Source organism: Candidatus Arthromitus sp. SFB-turkey, from assembly GCF_001655775.1.
In the GTDB taxonomy this organism is placed as follows: domain Bacteria; phylum Bacillota; class Clostridia; order Clostridiales; family Clostridiaceae; genus Dwaynesavagella; species Dwaynesavagella gallinarum.
Genome location: NZ_LXFF01000030.1, coordinates 33,903 through 50,200, shown reverse-complemented (window position 1 = coordinate 50,200; position 16,298 = coordinate 33,903). Strand labels below are relative to the sequence as shown.

Genomic DNA, 16,298 nt, shown 5'->3' with positions numbered 1-16,298 from the left:
TATTTGTATAAAAATTATTTAAAAAAGTTATACTTTTTATAAGTATTAGAAAAATTTAATTGAAATTTAAATGTTATTTATTTTAATTTATATTTGTGATATTATCTTTATTAAGGAAGTATTTTGGAAAAATTTATAATAATGTTTTCAAGGAGATTATAATGAGTTTTATGATTGATTTTGAGCAATACTCTGTTATAGGAGATCCAGTATATCATAGCCTTTCTCCTTTTTTACATAAAATTATTTTTGATTATTTTGGTGAAAAAAATAAAATATATTCAAAACTTAAAATTACTTGTGATGGTCTTGTTTATAATTTTAGTTTGCTTAAAAGTAATTTTAAAGGTTTTAATGTAACAGCTCCACATAAGATTAATATAAAAAAATATTTAGATGAGTTAGACGATTTTTCTAAAAAAGTTGGTAGTGTTAATACGGTGAAAATTTTAAATGGAAAATCTTTTGGATATAACACAGATTCTTATGGATTTTTAAAGGGACTTAAGCATTTTAAAGATGAGATTAAGGGAAAAAATATTTTAGTTTTTGGAAGTGGAGCTACTTCTAGAGTTGTTATAAATGTGTTAATTGATTTGGGTGCAAATGTAACTGTTGCAGCTAGAGATTTTGAGAAATTAATGGATTTAAAGCAGTTTATATGTGATACTTGTGGAGGATATAATATAGATATTTTGTCTTTAGATAAAGTACAAGGTGATTATTTTGGAATTGTAAATACTACAAGTGCAGTGAGTAATTTTAATATTAGTAGTTTAAGAATTTCAGATTTTGTTTACGATGTAAACTATGATAAAGATGGAGTTACGGATTTTTTATATAGGTTTTTGAATATGGATGTTGATGTAATAGATGGAAAGGATATGCTTTTTTATCAAGCAATAAAGTCACAAGAAATTTGGAGAGATGAAATTATTAAAGAAGAAGATGTTTTAAATATTTATAGTGAATTTAAGAAGGTTTTTTCGGAGGAATAGTTGAAAAAAGTACTTGTAATAAATGGTGCGAATTTAAATTTTTTAGGTGAGCGTCAGAAACATATTTATGGAAATGAAAGTTTAGACGATATTAATGAGTATATAAAATCTGAAGGTAATAAGATTTCTATTTGCGTGGATTTTTATCAAAGTAATTGTGAAGGAAGTATAATTGATAAAATACAGAGTGAATATAAAAATTATGATGGATTTGTAATAAATGCTGGAGCTTTTACTCATTATAGTTATGCTATATATGATGCTATACTTTCTGTTGATAGAAAATTTGTTGAAGTTCATTTGTCAAATATATTTAAGAGAGAAGAATTTAGGAAGAAAAGCGTTATATCAGGAGCTTGTGTAGGGCATATATGTGGTTTTGGAAAATATTCTTATGTGCTTGCACTTTATGCTTTGAGACAAATATTTTTAGAGGTTTAGCATGGATTTAGATAATTACAGAAGTAAGATTATTAGTTGTGATTATAAAATATTAAGAATTTTAGAGCAAAGATATAATTGTGTGCTTAAAGTTTCTAATTATAAACAAAGGAATAGGAAACCAATTTTAGATAAAAAAAGAGAAGAAGAAGTTAGAGAAAATTTTTTAAATAATATGAATCATACATATTTTAAAAAATATCATGAATCAGAATTTTTAGATATAATAAATTCTATAACTGATGTTAGTCGAAATATACAGTATAGAAAAATTTATAGAAAAAATATAGTGTTAATTGGTTTTATGGGATGTGGTAAAACTACTATTGGAAGAATTTTAGCTAAAAAAATTGGAGTTAAATTTTTAGATACGGACTATCAAATTGAAAAAAGAGTTATGATGAAAATAGGTGATATTTTTGATAAACTTGGAGAAGAATATTTTAGGAAAGTTGAAAGTGATGTAATCAAAAATATAACTGAAAAATTTTGTGGTGTAATTTCAACAGGTGGAGGAAGTGTTTTAAATAAAGTAAATGTTAAAAATTTAAAATCTTCTGGGAAACTTATATATTTAAAATCTTCTGCAGAGAATATTTTATATAATTTAAAGAGAAGTACAAAGGTAAGACCTATGCTTCGTCAAAACCTTAATATAAATTACATACAAAAATTTATAAAATCTCGTAGTGAGATTTATAACAGGGTTAAAGATTTTGAGATAAATGTTGATGATTTATCCATAGATCAAATTATTAATGTTATAATTAAGTTAATGTGAGGAGGTTTGTAGTATATGAAAACTATTTTATATACAATACAGTTTATAGTTGTAATTGGACTATTGATTCTTATATTAATGCAGCCAAGTAAGGCAGATGGTCTTAAAGGTTTTATGACTGGAACTCAAGAGACTTTTTTCAATAAAAATAAGTCAAAGACGAGAGAAGCAAAGCTTGTAAAATGGACTGTAATATTTACTATTTTATTTGCACTAAATACGATTTTAATAGGTGTATTATTATAAATTTTTATTTTTTAGATTAAACTTTATTTAGATTTTTGAATTTAAATAAAGTTTTTGATTTTTTTAATTTTGAAGGAGTTTAAATAGCTTAGGTTATTTTAAAAATGTGTTATGATAGAACAAATATTAAAAAATATTTATATAGATAATTGTGAGTTAACTTATAAAGAAATGATTAAGTATTTTAATATTTCTAATAAAAAATCCTTTAATAAAGATTTAGATAAGCTTCAGAAAGAAAAAATTATTTTAAAAGATTTAAATGGTAAGTTTGTTAAATCTAAAGATGAAAATATTTATTTTGGAGTTTATGAGGCATCAAGAAAAGGTTTTGGATTTCTTTTAATGGATGAAGAGAAAGACATTTTTATTGGTAGAGATTATTTAAAAAGTGCTATGGATTCAGATAAGGTAATTGTAAAATTAATAAATGAAAAGTGCACTGAGAGAAGAAAAGTTGGAGAAATTGTTTACGTTGTTGAAAGAAATAATAAAGAAATTATAGGGGAGTTTCAAAATTCTAATTCTTTTGGTTTTGTTATACCGAAAAATTATAATATAAATTATGATATTTATATTCCAAATAAATATAAATTAAGGGCTAAAGATGGAGATATAGTTGTTGTTAATATTTATAAATGGCCTAATAAAAATAAAAATCCTGAAGGTAGAATTGTAGAAATTTTAGGAAAAAAAGATAGTAATAATATAAATATTTTAACCTTAATGAAAAAATATAAATTAAGTAGGGATTTTCCAAATAAAGTTCAAAAGGATTTAGAAAAAATTGATTTTGAAATACAAGAAAATGTTGTTAAAAAAAGAAGAGATTTAAGAAATTTAAGTATAGTTACAATAGATGGAAAAGATGCGAAAGATTTAGATGATGCAGTTTATGTAGAAAAACAAGGAGAAAATTATAAATTAGGAGTTCATATAGCAGATGTTACTCATTATGTGAAATATGGAACAGCTTTAGATAAAGAAGCATTTAAGAGAGGAACTTCAATTTATTTAATTAATAATGTAATACCAATGCTTCCAAAAGAGTTGTCTAATAATTTATGCTCTCTTAACCCTAATACTGATAAATTAACTTTAAGTTGTGAAATGGTAATTGATAAGAATGGAAAAGTTATTAGTTATGATATTTTTGAGAGCGTTATAAATACAAAGTATAGACTAACTTATGATGATGTACAAAATATAATTGATTACAAAATACATAATTTTAAAGATATTGAAGACATGATTTTTCATATGAAAGATTTAGCAGAAATTCTTAAAAATAAACGTATTAAAAGGGGAGCAATTAATTTAGATTTTACAGAATGTAAAATACTTTTAAATGAAAATAATAATGTTGTTGATGTTTTACCTTTTAATAGGAGTTTTTCACATCAAATAATTGAAGAGTTTATGCTTGTATGTAATGAAACTATTGCTGAACATATGTTTTTTTTAAATTATCCATTTGCATATAGAATTCATGAAGAACCTGATATGGAAAAAATCTTTAATTTATCAGAGATTCTCAATAATTTAAATTATAGTTTAAAAATTAAAGATAAGATTTATTCCAATCAACTACAAAAGGTTTTAGATTATTTTAAAGGAAAAGATGAGGAAATATTTTTAAGTAAATTTATACTTAGAAGTATGGCAAAAGCTAAGTATTCTCCAAATTGTGTTGGACATTTTGGACTCTCAACAAAATATTATTGTCATTTTACATCTCCAATTAGAAGGTATCCAGATTTAATAATTCATAGAATTTTAAAGCTAGTTATAAAGGGAAAATTAACAGAAAAATTGATTCCTAAAATAAAAGAAGAGGTAGTTTTAGCTTGTGAAAATTCATCTTTAAAAGAAAGAGAAGCTGAGGAAATAGAGAGAGAAGTTTACGATATTAAAAAGGCTGAATTTATGAAAGATAAAATTGGAGAAGAGTATTTAGGAATTATATCTTCTGTAACGAGTTTTGGTTTTTTTGTTGAATTAATAAATACTGTTAGAGGTCTTGTACATATTAAAGATTTAAGTGATGATATTTATTATTTTGATGATAAAAATATGTGTTTAATTGGACAAAACACTAAAAATATATTTAGAATTGGTATGAAAGTAAATGTTAAGGTAGATAATGTTATACTTGATAATAGTGAGATTTACTTTACATTATTATAGGGGGTGAGAATTTGGGAGTAAAAAAGTCTTCTTCAACAATTGCACAAAATAAAAAGGCTTTTCATGATTATTTTATAGAGGAAAATTATGAGGCAGGAATTGTTTTAGTTGGTACAGAGGTTAAATCAATTAGAAATGGAAAAGTAAATTTAAAAGATAGTTACGGAGTATTTAAAAATGGAGAGCTTTTTCTAATTAATATGCATATAAGTCCCTACGAAAAAGGAAACATATTTAATAGAGATCCTCTTCGTGATAGAAAACTTCTTCTTAATAAAAAGGAGCTTTCAAAACTTTTTGGTAAAAAAAATCAGGAAAGATATGCCTTAATTCCAACAAGTTTATATTTGAAAAATGGAAGAATAAAAGTGAATTTAGCTTTAGCTAAAGGAAAGAAAAATTACGATAAAAGAGATTCTATGCTTGAAAAAGAGCATAAAAGAGATATTGCGCGTGCTATGAAGGAAAAATATAGATAAATTATTAAAAATTTTGGAAAAAATTCGAAGATATATTCTATGGATTGAAAAATAATTTGTTAAGTGGTATACTTTTACTTTAGTGTAAGTCGTTTATATGGGGGCGTATTTTGGTTTCGACGGGGGTAATGGAGTCTTTAAATAGCGAGTAAAGTTTTCGTAGATTCTTTTAAAAAATTTACGGAAAAAAGTAAACGACAAAGATTATTCTTTACAAGCTGCTTAATTAATCGCAGCTTCATTCTTTCTGTGAGTCCTACGGCATAGATAAGAGTGTTAAATTTTAGTAGGGAAACGAGCCTTGATAAGCTTTGCTCAGGGAACGGGATTTTATGAAGCTACTTTAAATAAATTTTGTTTATGGAAGGTATTTAAGGGAAATTAAATCATAAACTGCACTCGGAGAAGTTTAAGGATGACTGCTTTCGGACAGGGGTTCAACTCCCCTCGCCTCCACCAAAAATTATAAAAGGCATTAGCTTATAAGCTGATGCCTTTTTACGTTCATAAAGTTGCATTTAATTTTCAATTGGTTTTATAACTTTACATAGAAATTTATAGAGAGCATTTCCGTAAAATTTTTTAATAAGGTTTATTTTAGCACTTTTAAAGTAAACACTATCTATTAAATTATTTTCTTCCCAATATTTTTTATCAACAGGAAAAACATTAGTTGCTAAAGTTCTCTGAACATTATAAGTATATATTTCTTTAAAACTTGGAATATATTCATATCCATTTAGGTTTACTGAGGTAATAAAATTTTTAAGTTCATGTCGTTTAATTGGTTTATTAAAATTTCTTCCATTTCTTGAAATACTACCTGTTAAACAAACTCCCCATTGAATCATAACTTCTTTAACTGAATTAAGAGTTTTTTTAATTCCAGATCCTTGAGTGTTTGCAAGAAGAAGAGTTGGCTTTTGAGAAACGGGAGTTCTATGAAACCAACTACAAGTTCTATCAAAAAAGTTTTTTAAAACTCCACTCATATTATTTAAATAAACAGGAGTCCCTATTATTAATCCATCACATTCAATTACTTTTTTCATAATTTCGCTGCATTTATCATTTATAAAGCAACCATCTTTTAAGATACAAACTTCACATCTAGTACAAAATTCTAGTTTTTCTTTATAAAGATTAATTATTTCCGTTTCAAAATTTTCATTTATTAAAATTTCTTCAATTGATTTTAAGAGATAATAAGTGTTTTTTTTTCTTCCACTTCCATTTATAAGTAATATTTTTTCATGAAATCCTCCTAAAATTATTAATGAACTTTAAAAATTTCTAACTATATGAGTATGAGTTTATTTTATTATTTAATTGATTATATAGAGTTGTTTTATTAATACATAATAGTTTAAAAAAGCGTAAGTTTAATATTAATTTGAAAAAATTCAATTTTTATAAATTAGTATAATTTTACAATTTCATAGACCTTTCAAAGTTCAATTTTAATAATTGAACTTTTTATTTTTTTTTAATTAATAAAGGATTATAAATATTAATTAATCATGAATAAAAGAAATAAAAACAACAATACTAATAACTGTTGACCCAGAAATTTAAAAAAATTTAATTTTACATAACAATAAAAAGTTATGTTTCGTAATTGTTTAAAGCTTAAGGAGTAGTTATATATTTAACATGATTGGGGGATTTGTTCGGATAAGATTTTTAAGAAAATTTATCAAAAATGGGGAAAAAGGAGGAGAAAAATTTGTTTGATAAATTTAAAAATTTAGCTAGATTATTGAGCTTTGTTTTCATTTTTAATTTTCTAGTCTTAAATTTCGGTATAAAGCCTAAGGAAGTTAAGGCTGCAGAGATAAGTTCTATAAAAACTATAATTTATGATGTTAAGGTAATTGATAATTATATTGTATTTGATTTTTCTAAATATTTATCCGAAGGTGACAGTATAGAAGAATTAAGTTTATTGAAAGGAAATACTGGGATTGAAATACAAGCAAGTGATTCTAGTAAAAAATCTTGGCGTACTAGAGAAGTATTAATAAATGGAACTACTTATCAGCTAAATATTAAAGCTAATATAGGTGGAGATGTAAGAAAGTTGGTATCTACTTTTGTTTATAATGATTATGATATAAGTTTCAAACCAACTATGGCTATTTCAGGAAATAATATAGAGTGCGATTTAAAGACTTGGGCTGCAAAATTTCCTGAGGATTTAGATATTGATGTTGATATTTTATTAACTAGTGGAAGTGTTGCTATAGAAAAGGTTACTAAGACTATAAAATATGCTAAATCAAACAAAATAGTATTTGAAAATAAAAAGTCTTCTCTCGATACTAGGGGATATGTTGTTAGAGCTAGAGTTGCTGGAAGAGAATACCTTAGTAAGTTTTATTATAGTGGTAAGTGGGCTAAAAATTTAAATGTGGAATTAGTTTCAGGTGAGTCAAAAGGAAATAATTTATTTAATATAAAACTTAAGATTAATATGGGATTATCAAATGGAGATACTTTAAGGTTATATGCAGGAGGAAATAGACATAATGAAGGAGTTCATGAAGGAAATAATGTTTATAAATTTGAAAATGTTGAGATGAGTTTTAATCGTGATTATCATATAAGAGTTGAATCTCAAGATAGAGAGAGAATTAGGGAATCTATGTTTAGTTTTTGTTCTCTATCTAAAATTGAAAAATTAGGATGTAAAGCTGATTTATCAGGTGATTCAAGTTTAAATTTTGATTTATCAACTTTGGATAAATTTTTATCCATACAATCTACAAATAATAAGATTTATGTTTATGAGTTAGGTGATAATTTTTCAAAAGGTACTAAAATTGGAGAGAAGGTTGGAGGGTTAACAGCTTCAAATAATAATGTTGTTAATTTAAATAATGGAGTTTCTCTCTCAACAAGTAAAAATTATTTAGTTGAATTAACTAATGGTTCTAATACCATAAGTACACCTTTTTTACATGTTACAATGAGTACATCTGGTACAGAAGTTAAAGAGACTTCTGTAAAAATAAATTGGATTTATCCTACTGGATATACTCCAGAGTCAGGACATAAGGTTGAAATATATTTAAGAGATAAGCAAAATAGTAAAAGTTATTCAGCTATACCAGATGCTGCGTTAGTTCATGGTACTGGTAGTGGTAAAGTTGATTTAAATAAGACAACATCTACTCTATTAACAGGTCTTGCACCGGGTACAAATTATGAAGCTAAAATTATTTTGAATAACCAAAGGGGTTCGGTAATAAGTTTTACAAATTTTACAACTAAAACATTTGTATTAACTGGACCAATAGAAATTAAAGATGCAAATGTTGGAAATGATAATTTTAGGTTGGTTTATCCAAGAAGTAGAACAATTACTATTCAATGGGATTTTGAGCCTAGTAATATGGAATTTTCATCTGGTGATAAGTTAGAAATTTTTGTAAAGCCTAATACTTCAAGTGAATTTTCTGGTTATCCTAAAACAGATAAATATACTAATCCTCTGTTTATTAAGACAGAAAATTTAAATTCTATTAAAAGTGCAACTGTGAGTATTCCCAGCTGGATGGTGAATTTTCATGTTGATTTGATTTATACAATAGGTGGAAAAAAAGTAATAACTAGTAAAAAGAGTGGAGAACAGGGAGAGGTTGCTTATAATAGACGTACAGTTAATGCTAAAGTTAATAAACCTAAATTAGAAGTTACAGATATAACTCAAACTACTGCTAAAGTTAAGTGGGAGTATGATAGAGATCATAGTGGAACTAAGAAGTATGAACCTGAGAATGGTCAAGTTATTGAAGTAAATTTAAAGAAAATTAATTCATTAAATGACAGGACAACAGGTGGATTTGTAGAAAGTAATAGAGTATTATGGTTTGAACATGGTTCAAGTGGTGAAAATATGGGAGATTTATTAACTAAAAAAGAGTTTGATTTAACGGGACTTGAAGTTGGTCAACATTATAGAGTTCGTGTGAGACACATATTACAAAAGGGTGGATTTGATGGTACATGGAAATTTGTAGAAGAATTTTATAATTTTCAAACAGGTGCATTTACTATTGAAAATTTAAAAGCAGAACAACAAACTGAAGATAGTAGACAAATAAAACTTACATGGGGAACAAATGGTACTCCAAATTTTGGAGAAGGTGGAGAAGATGAAAATATAAAGGTTTATTTAAAAGAGAGTAATACATCAGATTATCCTCAAAATCCAGAAACAGTTACTATACAACCTTATAGTGCTAAAAATTCTATACAAAGAAATGACGATACACAAATATTTACTCCAACCAAACAATGTATTATAAATCTTCCAAAGTATAATACTCCTTATACAGCGAAGGTTGAGTATAATCTTAGAGGTAAAAAAATAGAGGAGCATGTTTTAATTGAAGCTAGAGGAGATATTAGTCTTAATATTAGTAATATAACTATAGCAGGAGCTACTGTAACTTGTAATTTGCCATCAGGATATAAGAAAAAAGATACTGATAAGGTTAAAATAACTGTTAATAAAGAGTTAGAAAAATCTAATGTGATTAACGATATTGATATGATTATAAGTGATAAGAATGCAACTTATGATATAAATAGCAATGTTTCTCAAAATGATATTTGTAATGTAGTTGTTAAATTTGAAAATAGTGGTAAAATAGTGGGAAATGCTAATGGGAGTTTTAAAGCAACAACCGATTTTCAAATTACAGATATAAATGTATCTGATATTAAAGCTAATACAGCAAAGCTAAATTGGGATTTCACACCATCGGGTAAGTTAGATAGTGCCGTACAAGATGAAAAAGTAGAGATATATTTAAAACGTAATGATAATAAAAAATCTTCTGATCCAGATGATGCTTTAACAGAGTTTACTAAGATATACACATTAAAACAATCTTCTTTAAGTCGTTCTTATGAAGAACAAGAAAATGAAGTTTTTGTACGTTCAGCAGATCAAATTCATAGTCAACATAAAGAAGAAGAAGGTAATATAAAAGATTTTAAGAAATTGGATTTAAAGAATTTAAAAGTTGGATCAGACTATTCAATTAAAGTTAAATATGTAGCAGATACAACCTTATCGACTGATACTAATGCAAAAAAAGAAGCAGAGTTTAGATTTAAAACAGTATCGGATGTATTTAAAGCAACGGTATTTACGTCTAATCAAACGACAGCTACTTATGGTTGGGAATATCCACCAGGATATGAACTTCAAAAAGGGGATAAAGTTGATATATTTATTAAAGAACTTAAGGAAGATGGTCAGAGTAATGCAGAAACTCAACCTGACGGATTGGGATATACTAATCCATTATTAACTTTAGTTCATGGTATAGAAGAAGGAAAGTATAATTTAAATGAAGTGACTCGTGTTGATGTATCGGGACTTACTCCAGAGAAAAAATACAAGTCTAAAATTAAATTTACTATGAGTGGTGGCCATGAAACAGAAACAGAAGTTGACATTTCCACAAAATCATTTGAGATAAAATCCTTTGAAGTAGATAGTTATGAAGAGTATGATATTTTAGTTAAATGGGAAATAGAACCTGAAAATATGATATTTAATCCAGCTGATAAGGCAGAAATATTTGTAAAATTAGCAAGTAGTGATGCTTATCCAGAAGAACCATCTTATAGATTAACATCAGATGGGGAGAATAATATTTCAAATACTTTTAGTGACTATGTTCTTGCAGAGTCTATTGGAGTAGAACAAAATATGAAGCTTGTTTATACTGTTGGAGATAAAAAATATGAAAAAGAACTTACATTTAAAAATAGCATAGACCCACTTAAGGCGAAAGTTTTTTCAGTTAATGAAACAAGGGCTTTAATAGAAGTTGAAACACCATCAAACTATGAGTTTGTTAATGGTGATGCACTTCTTATTTATGCAAAAGATGAGTTTTCTGATGGAAATGTACAAAGTGATGGTTTTTTAGTGTTTGAAGGTGTTCAGTCAGATACTTTAAGTATAGCTGATGATATGAAACTTATAGAGCTTAGTTATTTACTTCCAGAAGCTAAGTATGATATTGTAGTTGCACTTGATTTAGAGGATGGAACTGTAGAGCCAGTAAAATTAGAATTATTTACAGAAGCATTACCAATTACAGATATTAAATTAGAATCTATAAATTATGATGGTAGTACAATTTCTTGGGATTATGGAGAAAATCCTATAGACTTTTATAAAGATGAAAATGATGATTTTACAGATAAACTTCTTGTAGGAGTTAAAGAAAGTGATGGTACTCCTATACCAGATGATTTTAATGCCATTAAACAAATAGCTGTTGAAGAGCATTCAGGTAAAGATATAGCAAATGTCAAGAATGCAAAAATAAAGGTAGAAGATAAAACAAAGGATTACGAAGTAGCTATTTGTTGTGATATTGGAGGATTATCATATATTAAGAAAACTAAATTATCATTTTTATCAGTTTCAGTTGATGAAACTTCTGTATTAAGTGATACAGCAAAAGTTATTTGGAAATATCCATCTAATATAACTTTTGGTGATAGTGATAAGACTGAAGTTTTTGTAAGAAAGAAAGATGAATCTAATTATCCGGAGTCTCCAGCATTTAGTTCTACAGGTTCAGGTACTACTTCTTATGATTTAACAGGTTTAGAAGGAAGTACAGAATATATAGTTAAAGTTCAAATTACAAAAGAAGGATTAACAATTGATCCAGTTGAAGCTGAATTTACTACAAAAGGTGCAGCATCTTCTGAGGTGGTAGTTGATCAGCCAGAATACGAAATAACAGGAACAGCAGCAGAAATTGCTATACCTAATGCAGAGGAACTTGATATAGATTTAGAGCAACCTATAGGACTTGTGATGGGTGATGAGGCATTTACAGGATTTAGTATTAAATTTAACGAAAGTGGAACAGGATTTACAATAGAGCCAACAATACCTAAGAAAAAATATGAAAATATAGAAGTTGAAATACCTTTAAAAGATGGAACAACATTTAAAATGTCTATAAAAGAATTTACAACACAGCCTGCTGATACAGCACAAGATTGGCTAAGTAATGCTTATTGGTTCGCTTTTGAAAGATTCCCAGATGAAGAAGGATATAATTATTGGTATGCTCACAGAATATTACCTAAAACTTTAAATGGTGAGTATTTCCTCAATAATTTATTATTTGCTGAAAATGAATTTACAAATAGAAACTTACAAGATAAAGAGCTTATAGCAGCATTATATCAAATAGTTGTTAATAGAGAATATGATGAGGAAGGTTTAAATTTCTGGGTAGGAATTTATAATGAAAATTTACAAAATGCTCAAGGAGATAAGAAGCTAGCTCAAGAAGTTCTTGTTGATAGAATGGCTCATGAGCCAGAGTTTGGAAAGCTTTGTGAAAGAGTTGGAATATTCTGGAGACAGTCAGACCAAGATGCAGCAGGAGTTCCTTCTTAAAAATTAATTTTAAGTTAAGTGGTAAATCTATTTTACCACTTAATTTTTTTATGTTAATATTGTTTATTGTAAAATTTAAATTTTGGGAGAAACTTTTATGAAAGGGAAAATTATACTCAATTTAGCTATGAGTATTGATGGATATATTGCCGATGTAGATGGAAATTATCATTGGATAAAGGGAGATGGAAATACAAATTTAGATACTTTTGAAAAATGGGATTTTGATTTATTTTTAAAAGATATTGATATTATTTTAATGGGAAAAAATTGTTATGATGAAGGTTTTCATAAAGAATTTGAAAATAAAAAGGTTTTTGTTGCAACTAATAAAAAATTAAAAAATTATGATAATATAAATTTTATAAATGAGAATATTGAATCTATTTTAATTGATGAAAAAAATAAAGGTAAAAATATTTATTTATTTGGTGGAGGAGTTACAGTTGCTCCTTTTATAGAGAAAAATTTAATAGATGAGTATATTATAGGAATAATACCAATAATTTTGGGAGACGGGAAAAAACTTTTTGTATCACAAAATAATTTGGTACAATTAAAATTAACTAAATATTTAGTTAATGAGGGAGTAGTTATTTTAAATTATGTTAGAAGATAAGTAGTTTTACTTATCTTTTATTTTTATGCATTTTAAAAACGATTACATTAAAAAATTATACAAAATTGTGAATTATATCTTTTAATATTTAACATAAGGTTATAAAATTATTCTTAGTGTGAAGTTTAAAGTATTATTTAGAGTTGTAGATTTTAGATTATACGGGAAAATTATTTTAACTATAATAAAATTAAAATTTTAAAAGGAGAATATTAAACATGATAGAAAATAGAAGAAAGATAACTTCCTTGTCATTACTTTTAATGACTTTTTCAGCGGTGTTTTCTTTCCCTAATATAATTAATAATAGTATACAAATTGGACTTAGAACAATACCTGCATTTTTATTTGGTTCTATATTTTACTTTTTGCCTTTTGCTCTTATGGTTGGGGAATTTGCATCAGCGAATTCTGAAAGTGAATCTGGAATACATAGTTGGATTAGAAATTCTTTGGGAGAAAAGTGGGCATTTTTAGGAGCGTGGTCTTATTTTTTTGTTAATATGCTCTTTTCAATATCATTAGTTCCCAGTACTTTAATTTATACATCTTATACTTTTTTTGGAGGAAATGTATTTGGAGGAAATAAAGGAACTTTAGTTATATCAATTTTAAGTGTTATTGTTTTTTGGATAATAACTTATATTGGCATGAAAGGTATAAGTTGGATGTCAAAGGTTACAAATGTTGCTGGTGTTGCAAAGATATTTATGGGAATAGTTTTTATAATCTTAGCTTTTGTAATTGTATATGGTTTTAAAAATCTTCCGGCACAAGAGTTTACTTATAAAAATATAACTCCAAATGTTAATTGGACTTTTTTTATGACTATGGCATGGATACTTCAAGCTTTTGCTGGAAATGAAAGTATTGGAGTTTATGTGTCTAATGTTAAGGGAGGAAATAGGGTTTTTATAAAAACCATGATAATTTCAACTATTGTAATTGGGGGGCTTTATGTTCTAGGATGTATTGCTGTAGGATTTATAGTACCAGATGAGGTACTTCATAATAATTTTTCAAATGGTATATTTGATGTGTTTTCAATTTTAGGTGGTCATTTTGGAGTTAGTAAACAAATTATAACTAGAATAGTTGGACTTATTTTAATGTTATCAAATTTAGGCTCTCTTGTTATTTGGTCATCAATTCCTGTTAAAGTTTTATTTTCTGAAATTCCTGAAGGAATTTTTGGAAAATGGATTACTAAAACAAATAAAGAGGGAAATCCTAAGAATGCATTAATTGTACAGGCTACTGTTGCTACAATATTTTTGTTGATTCCTGCTTTGGGAATAGGATCATTAGATAATTTTTTAGAAACTCTTATAAATATGACAGCGTCAACTACATTAATACCCACACTTTTTTTAATTATAGCTTATATTGTTTTAAGATATAAAAAAGATAATATGAAAAGAAGTTTTAAGATGGGAAGTAGAAAGTTTGGAATATTTGTAGGAGTAGTAATGCTTTTATTATTTTTGTTTGTATTTTTTATGTCAACAGTTCCAGATCCAGTTTTAATTCTTCAAGCATTAAATGGAACACTTCCAGAAGGTGAAGGAAATCCGATTTTAATATTTTTATATAATGTTTCAGGACTTGTTATATTTTTAGGTTTTGCTCTTGTTTGTTGGAATAAACATGTGAGGAAACTTTCAAATTAAAGAGCATTTTAAAAGTGAAATTTGGGAACACTTTATAAAAAAAGGATAACCAAAAATTTTATGAAAATTTTAATTAATATAATGAAGAAATGATTTAATAAGGAGTAAGTAAAAAGGTGTTAAGAAGAGCTGCTATTCAAGATTTAGATAAGATAATGTATATTGTAGATGAAGTTAAAGAAGAAATGAGGCAAGAGGGTAGTGATCAGTTTGATGATACTTATCCAACAGAAGAGCATTTTCGTGATGATATAGAAAATGGACACTTGTATATAAGAAGTATTGGAACTAATATAGCAGGGATTATTTGTATAAATAATAAGGAAATTTCAAATTCATCTCATTTAAATTGGAGTAAGTGCACTCCTTGCACAGCATTTTATAGATTAATTGTAAATAAATTATATAGAAGAAGTGGAATTGGAAAAGAGCTTGTGCTTCTTGCAGAAGATATTTCAAGAAGACATAGACTTAATTATGTAAAAGCTGCTACATATGAACTTAACAAATCTATGATTTCTTTATTTGAAAAACTTAATTATAGGTTTGTTGGTAAAATTAATGTTGAAACAAGAAAGTATCCATTTTATTGTTATGAAAAACTTTTGTAAATCCTATTGAATTTTTTCAATAGGGTTTTTTATTATGATAAAATATATTTAATTAAAGGAGGGAGATTATGATTTTAGGAATTATTCTACTAGTATTAATTTTGATTTTAATTTTTAGAGACATTGTAGTTAAATTAATTAAAGGGAAAAAATTGAGTTTTTTAAGGGCTAAAAAAATTATAACTAAAGAATATAAAATACATGATGTTACAAACAAGAAATTAGTTATAGATGTGCTTGATACAGATGTGAAAATATTATTTGATAAACATATAAATGAGATAAATATTAAAACCATGTATTTAATTGAGGAATTTTCTTATGATGTAAGTTATGATAGGGAAAATATAAGTATTGAGAGAAATGATAGAGAAAATTATAAAAAGTTAGGAAATAGTGGAAGAATTTTAATAAAAATCCCTGAGAAAAGTATAATAAATGATTTGAATATTTTAATTACAAATGGAGATGTTGAAATTTATGATACGAATATTAACAATATGGTAATTAAAGGTGATAATGGAGTAGTAAAAATTGATTCTTTAAATGCAAAAAATATTAATATATTTAAATCCCATGGAGAAGTTAATTTAAGTCATGTAAATTTAAATACTTTGAAATTGGATATTAAAGATGGTAATGGGGATTTTGTTGATGTTTATGGAGAAAATATAAATGTAAAAGTAGTAAATGGAGATTTTGTATTTGCAAATGTTTGTGAGGAAGATTATAAAATTGACTTTTTAAAAGTAAATACATTAAATGGTAAACAAAAGATAAATGTAAATGCTAATGTTTTGTGTGAATAAATAAAAT

12 protein-coding genes and 1 other RNA gene are annotated in these 16,298 nt (G+C 26.2%); 12 read left to right on the top strand and 1 reads right to left on the bottom strand.

The window, feature by feature from the left end:
* Positions 1-161 precede the first annotated feature (161 nt).
* From A6P36_RS05950 to ssrA, 7 genes are all read left to right on the top strand, one after another.
* Positions 162-998, top strand: a complete 837-nt coding sequence (locus A6P36_RS05950) for a shikimate dehydrogenase family protein (protein ID WP_066761949.1) — start codon at positions 162-164, stop codon at positions 996-998.
* On the top strand, positions 999-1,439 hold the full coding sequence (gene aroQ, locus A6P36_RS05945; RefSeq protein WP_066761948.1) for a type II 3-dehydroquinate dehydratase: 441 nt from the start codon (positions 999-1,001) through the stop codon (positions 1,437-1,439). It abuts the gene before it with no gap.
* 1 nt (position 1,440) lies between these two features.
* Positions 1,441-2,220: a shikimate kinase gene (locus A6P36_RS05940; protein WP_066761947.1), complete on the top strand. Its 780-nt coding sequence runs from the start codon at positions 1,441-1,443 to the stop codon at positions 2,218-2,220.
* A 15-nt stretch (positions 2,221-2,235) separates the two neighbouring features.
* Positions 2,236-2,466 (top strand): preprotein translocase subunit SecG, encoded by a 231-nt coding sequence (gene secG, locus A6P36_RS05935; RefSeq protein WP_066761944.1) that lies wholly within the window; start codon positions 2,236-2,238, stop codon positions 2,464-2,466.
* A 111-nt stretch (positions 2,467-2,577) separates the two neighbouring features.
* Positions 2,578-4,653: a ribonuclease R gene (gene rnr / locus A6P36_RS05930; protein WP_066761942.1), complete on the top strand. Its 2,076-nt coding sequence runs from the start codon at positions 2,578-2,580 to the stop codon at positions 4,651-4,653.
* An 11-nt stretch (positions 4,654-4,664) separates the two neighbouring features.
* Positions 4,665-5,132: an SsrA-binding protein SmpB gene (gene smpB / locus A6P36_RS05925; protein WP_066761940.1), complete on the top strand. Its 468-nt coding sequence runs from the start codon at positions 4,665-4,667 to the stop codon at positions 5,130-5,132.
* A gap of 99 nt (positions 5,133-5,231) precedes the next feature.
* Positions 5,232-5,591, top strand: a transfer-messenger RNA (tmRNA) gene (gene ssrA, locus A6P36_RS05920).
* Positions 5,592-5,650: 59 nt separating this feature from the next.
* Here ssrA and A6P36_RS05915 read toward each other — a convergent pair.
* The gene (locus A6P36_RS05915; protein WP_255363898.1) at positions 5,651-6,370 is read right to left on the bottom strand and encodes a flavodoxin family protein; all 720 of its coding nucleotides are present in this window, start codon (positions 6,368-6,370) and stop codon (positions 5,651-5,653) included.
* 488 nt (positions 6,371-6,858) lie between these two features.
* On the opposite strand from A6P36_RS05915, the gene A6P36_RS05910 reads away from it, so the two are divergent.
* The 5 genes from A6P36_RS05910 to A6P36_RS05890 all read left to right on the top strand — a co-directional run bounded on the left by A6P36_RS05910 (position 6,859) and on the right by A6P36_RS05890 (position 16,291).
* Positions 6,859-12,582 (top strand): DUF4214 domain-containing protein, encoded by a 5,724-nt coding sequence (locus A6P36_RS05910; protein WP_242861674.1) that lies wholly within the window; start codon positions 6,859-6,861, stop codon positions 12,580-12,582.
* A 97-nt stretch (positions 12,583-12,679) separates the two neighbouring features.
* Positions 12,680-13,201, top strand: a complete 522-nt coding sequence (locus tag A6P36_RS05905) for a dihydrofolate reductase family protein (RefSeq protein ID WP_066761935.1) — start codon at positions 12,680-12,682, stop codon at positions 13,199-13,201.
* Positions 13,202-13,419: 218 nt separating this feature from the next.
* Positions 13,420-14,871 (top strand): amino acid permease, encoded by a 1,452-nt coding sequence (locus A6P36_RS05900; protein WP_066761933.1) that lies wholly within the window; start codon positions 13,420-13,422, stop codon positions 14,869-14,871.
* 116 nt (positions 14,872-14,987) lie between these two features.
* Positions 14,988-15,482 (top strand): GNAT family N-acetyltransferase, encoded by a 495-nt coding sequence (locus A6P36_RS05895; RefSeq protein ID WP_066761931.1) that lies wholly within the window; start codon positions 14,988-14,990, stop codon positions 15,480-15,482.
* Positions 15,483-15,550: 68 nt separating this feature from the next.
* Positions 15,551-16,291, top strand: a complete 741-nt coding sequence (locus tag A6P36_RS05890; RefSeq protein WP_066761929.1) for a DUF4097 family beta strand repeat-containing protein — start codon at positions 15,551-15,553, stop codon at positions 16,289-16,291.
* Positions 16,292-16,298 lie beyond the last annotated feature (7 nt).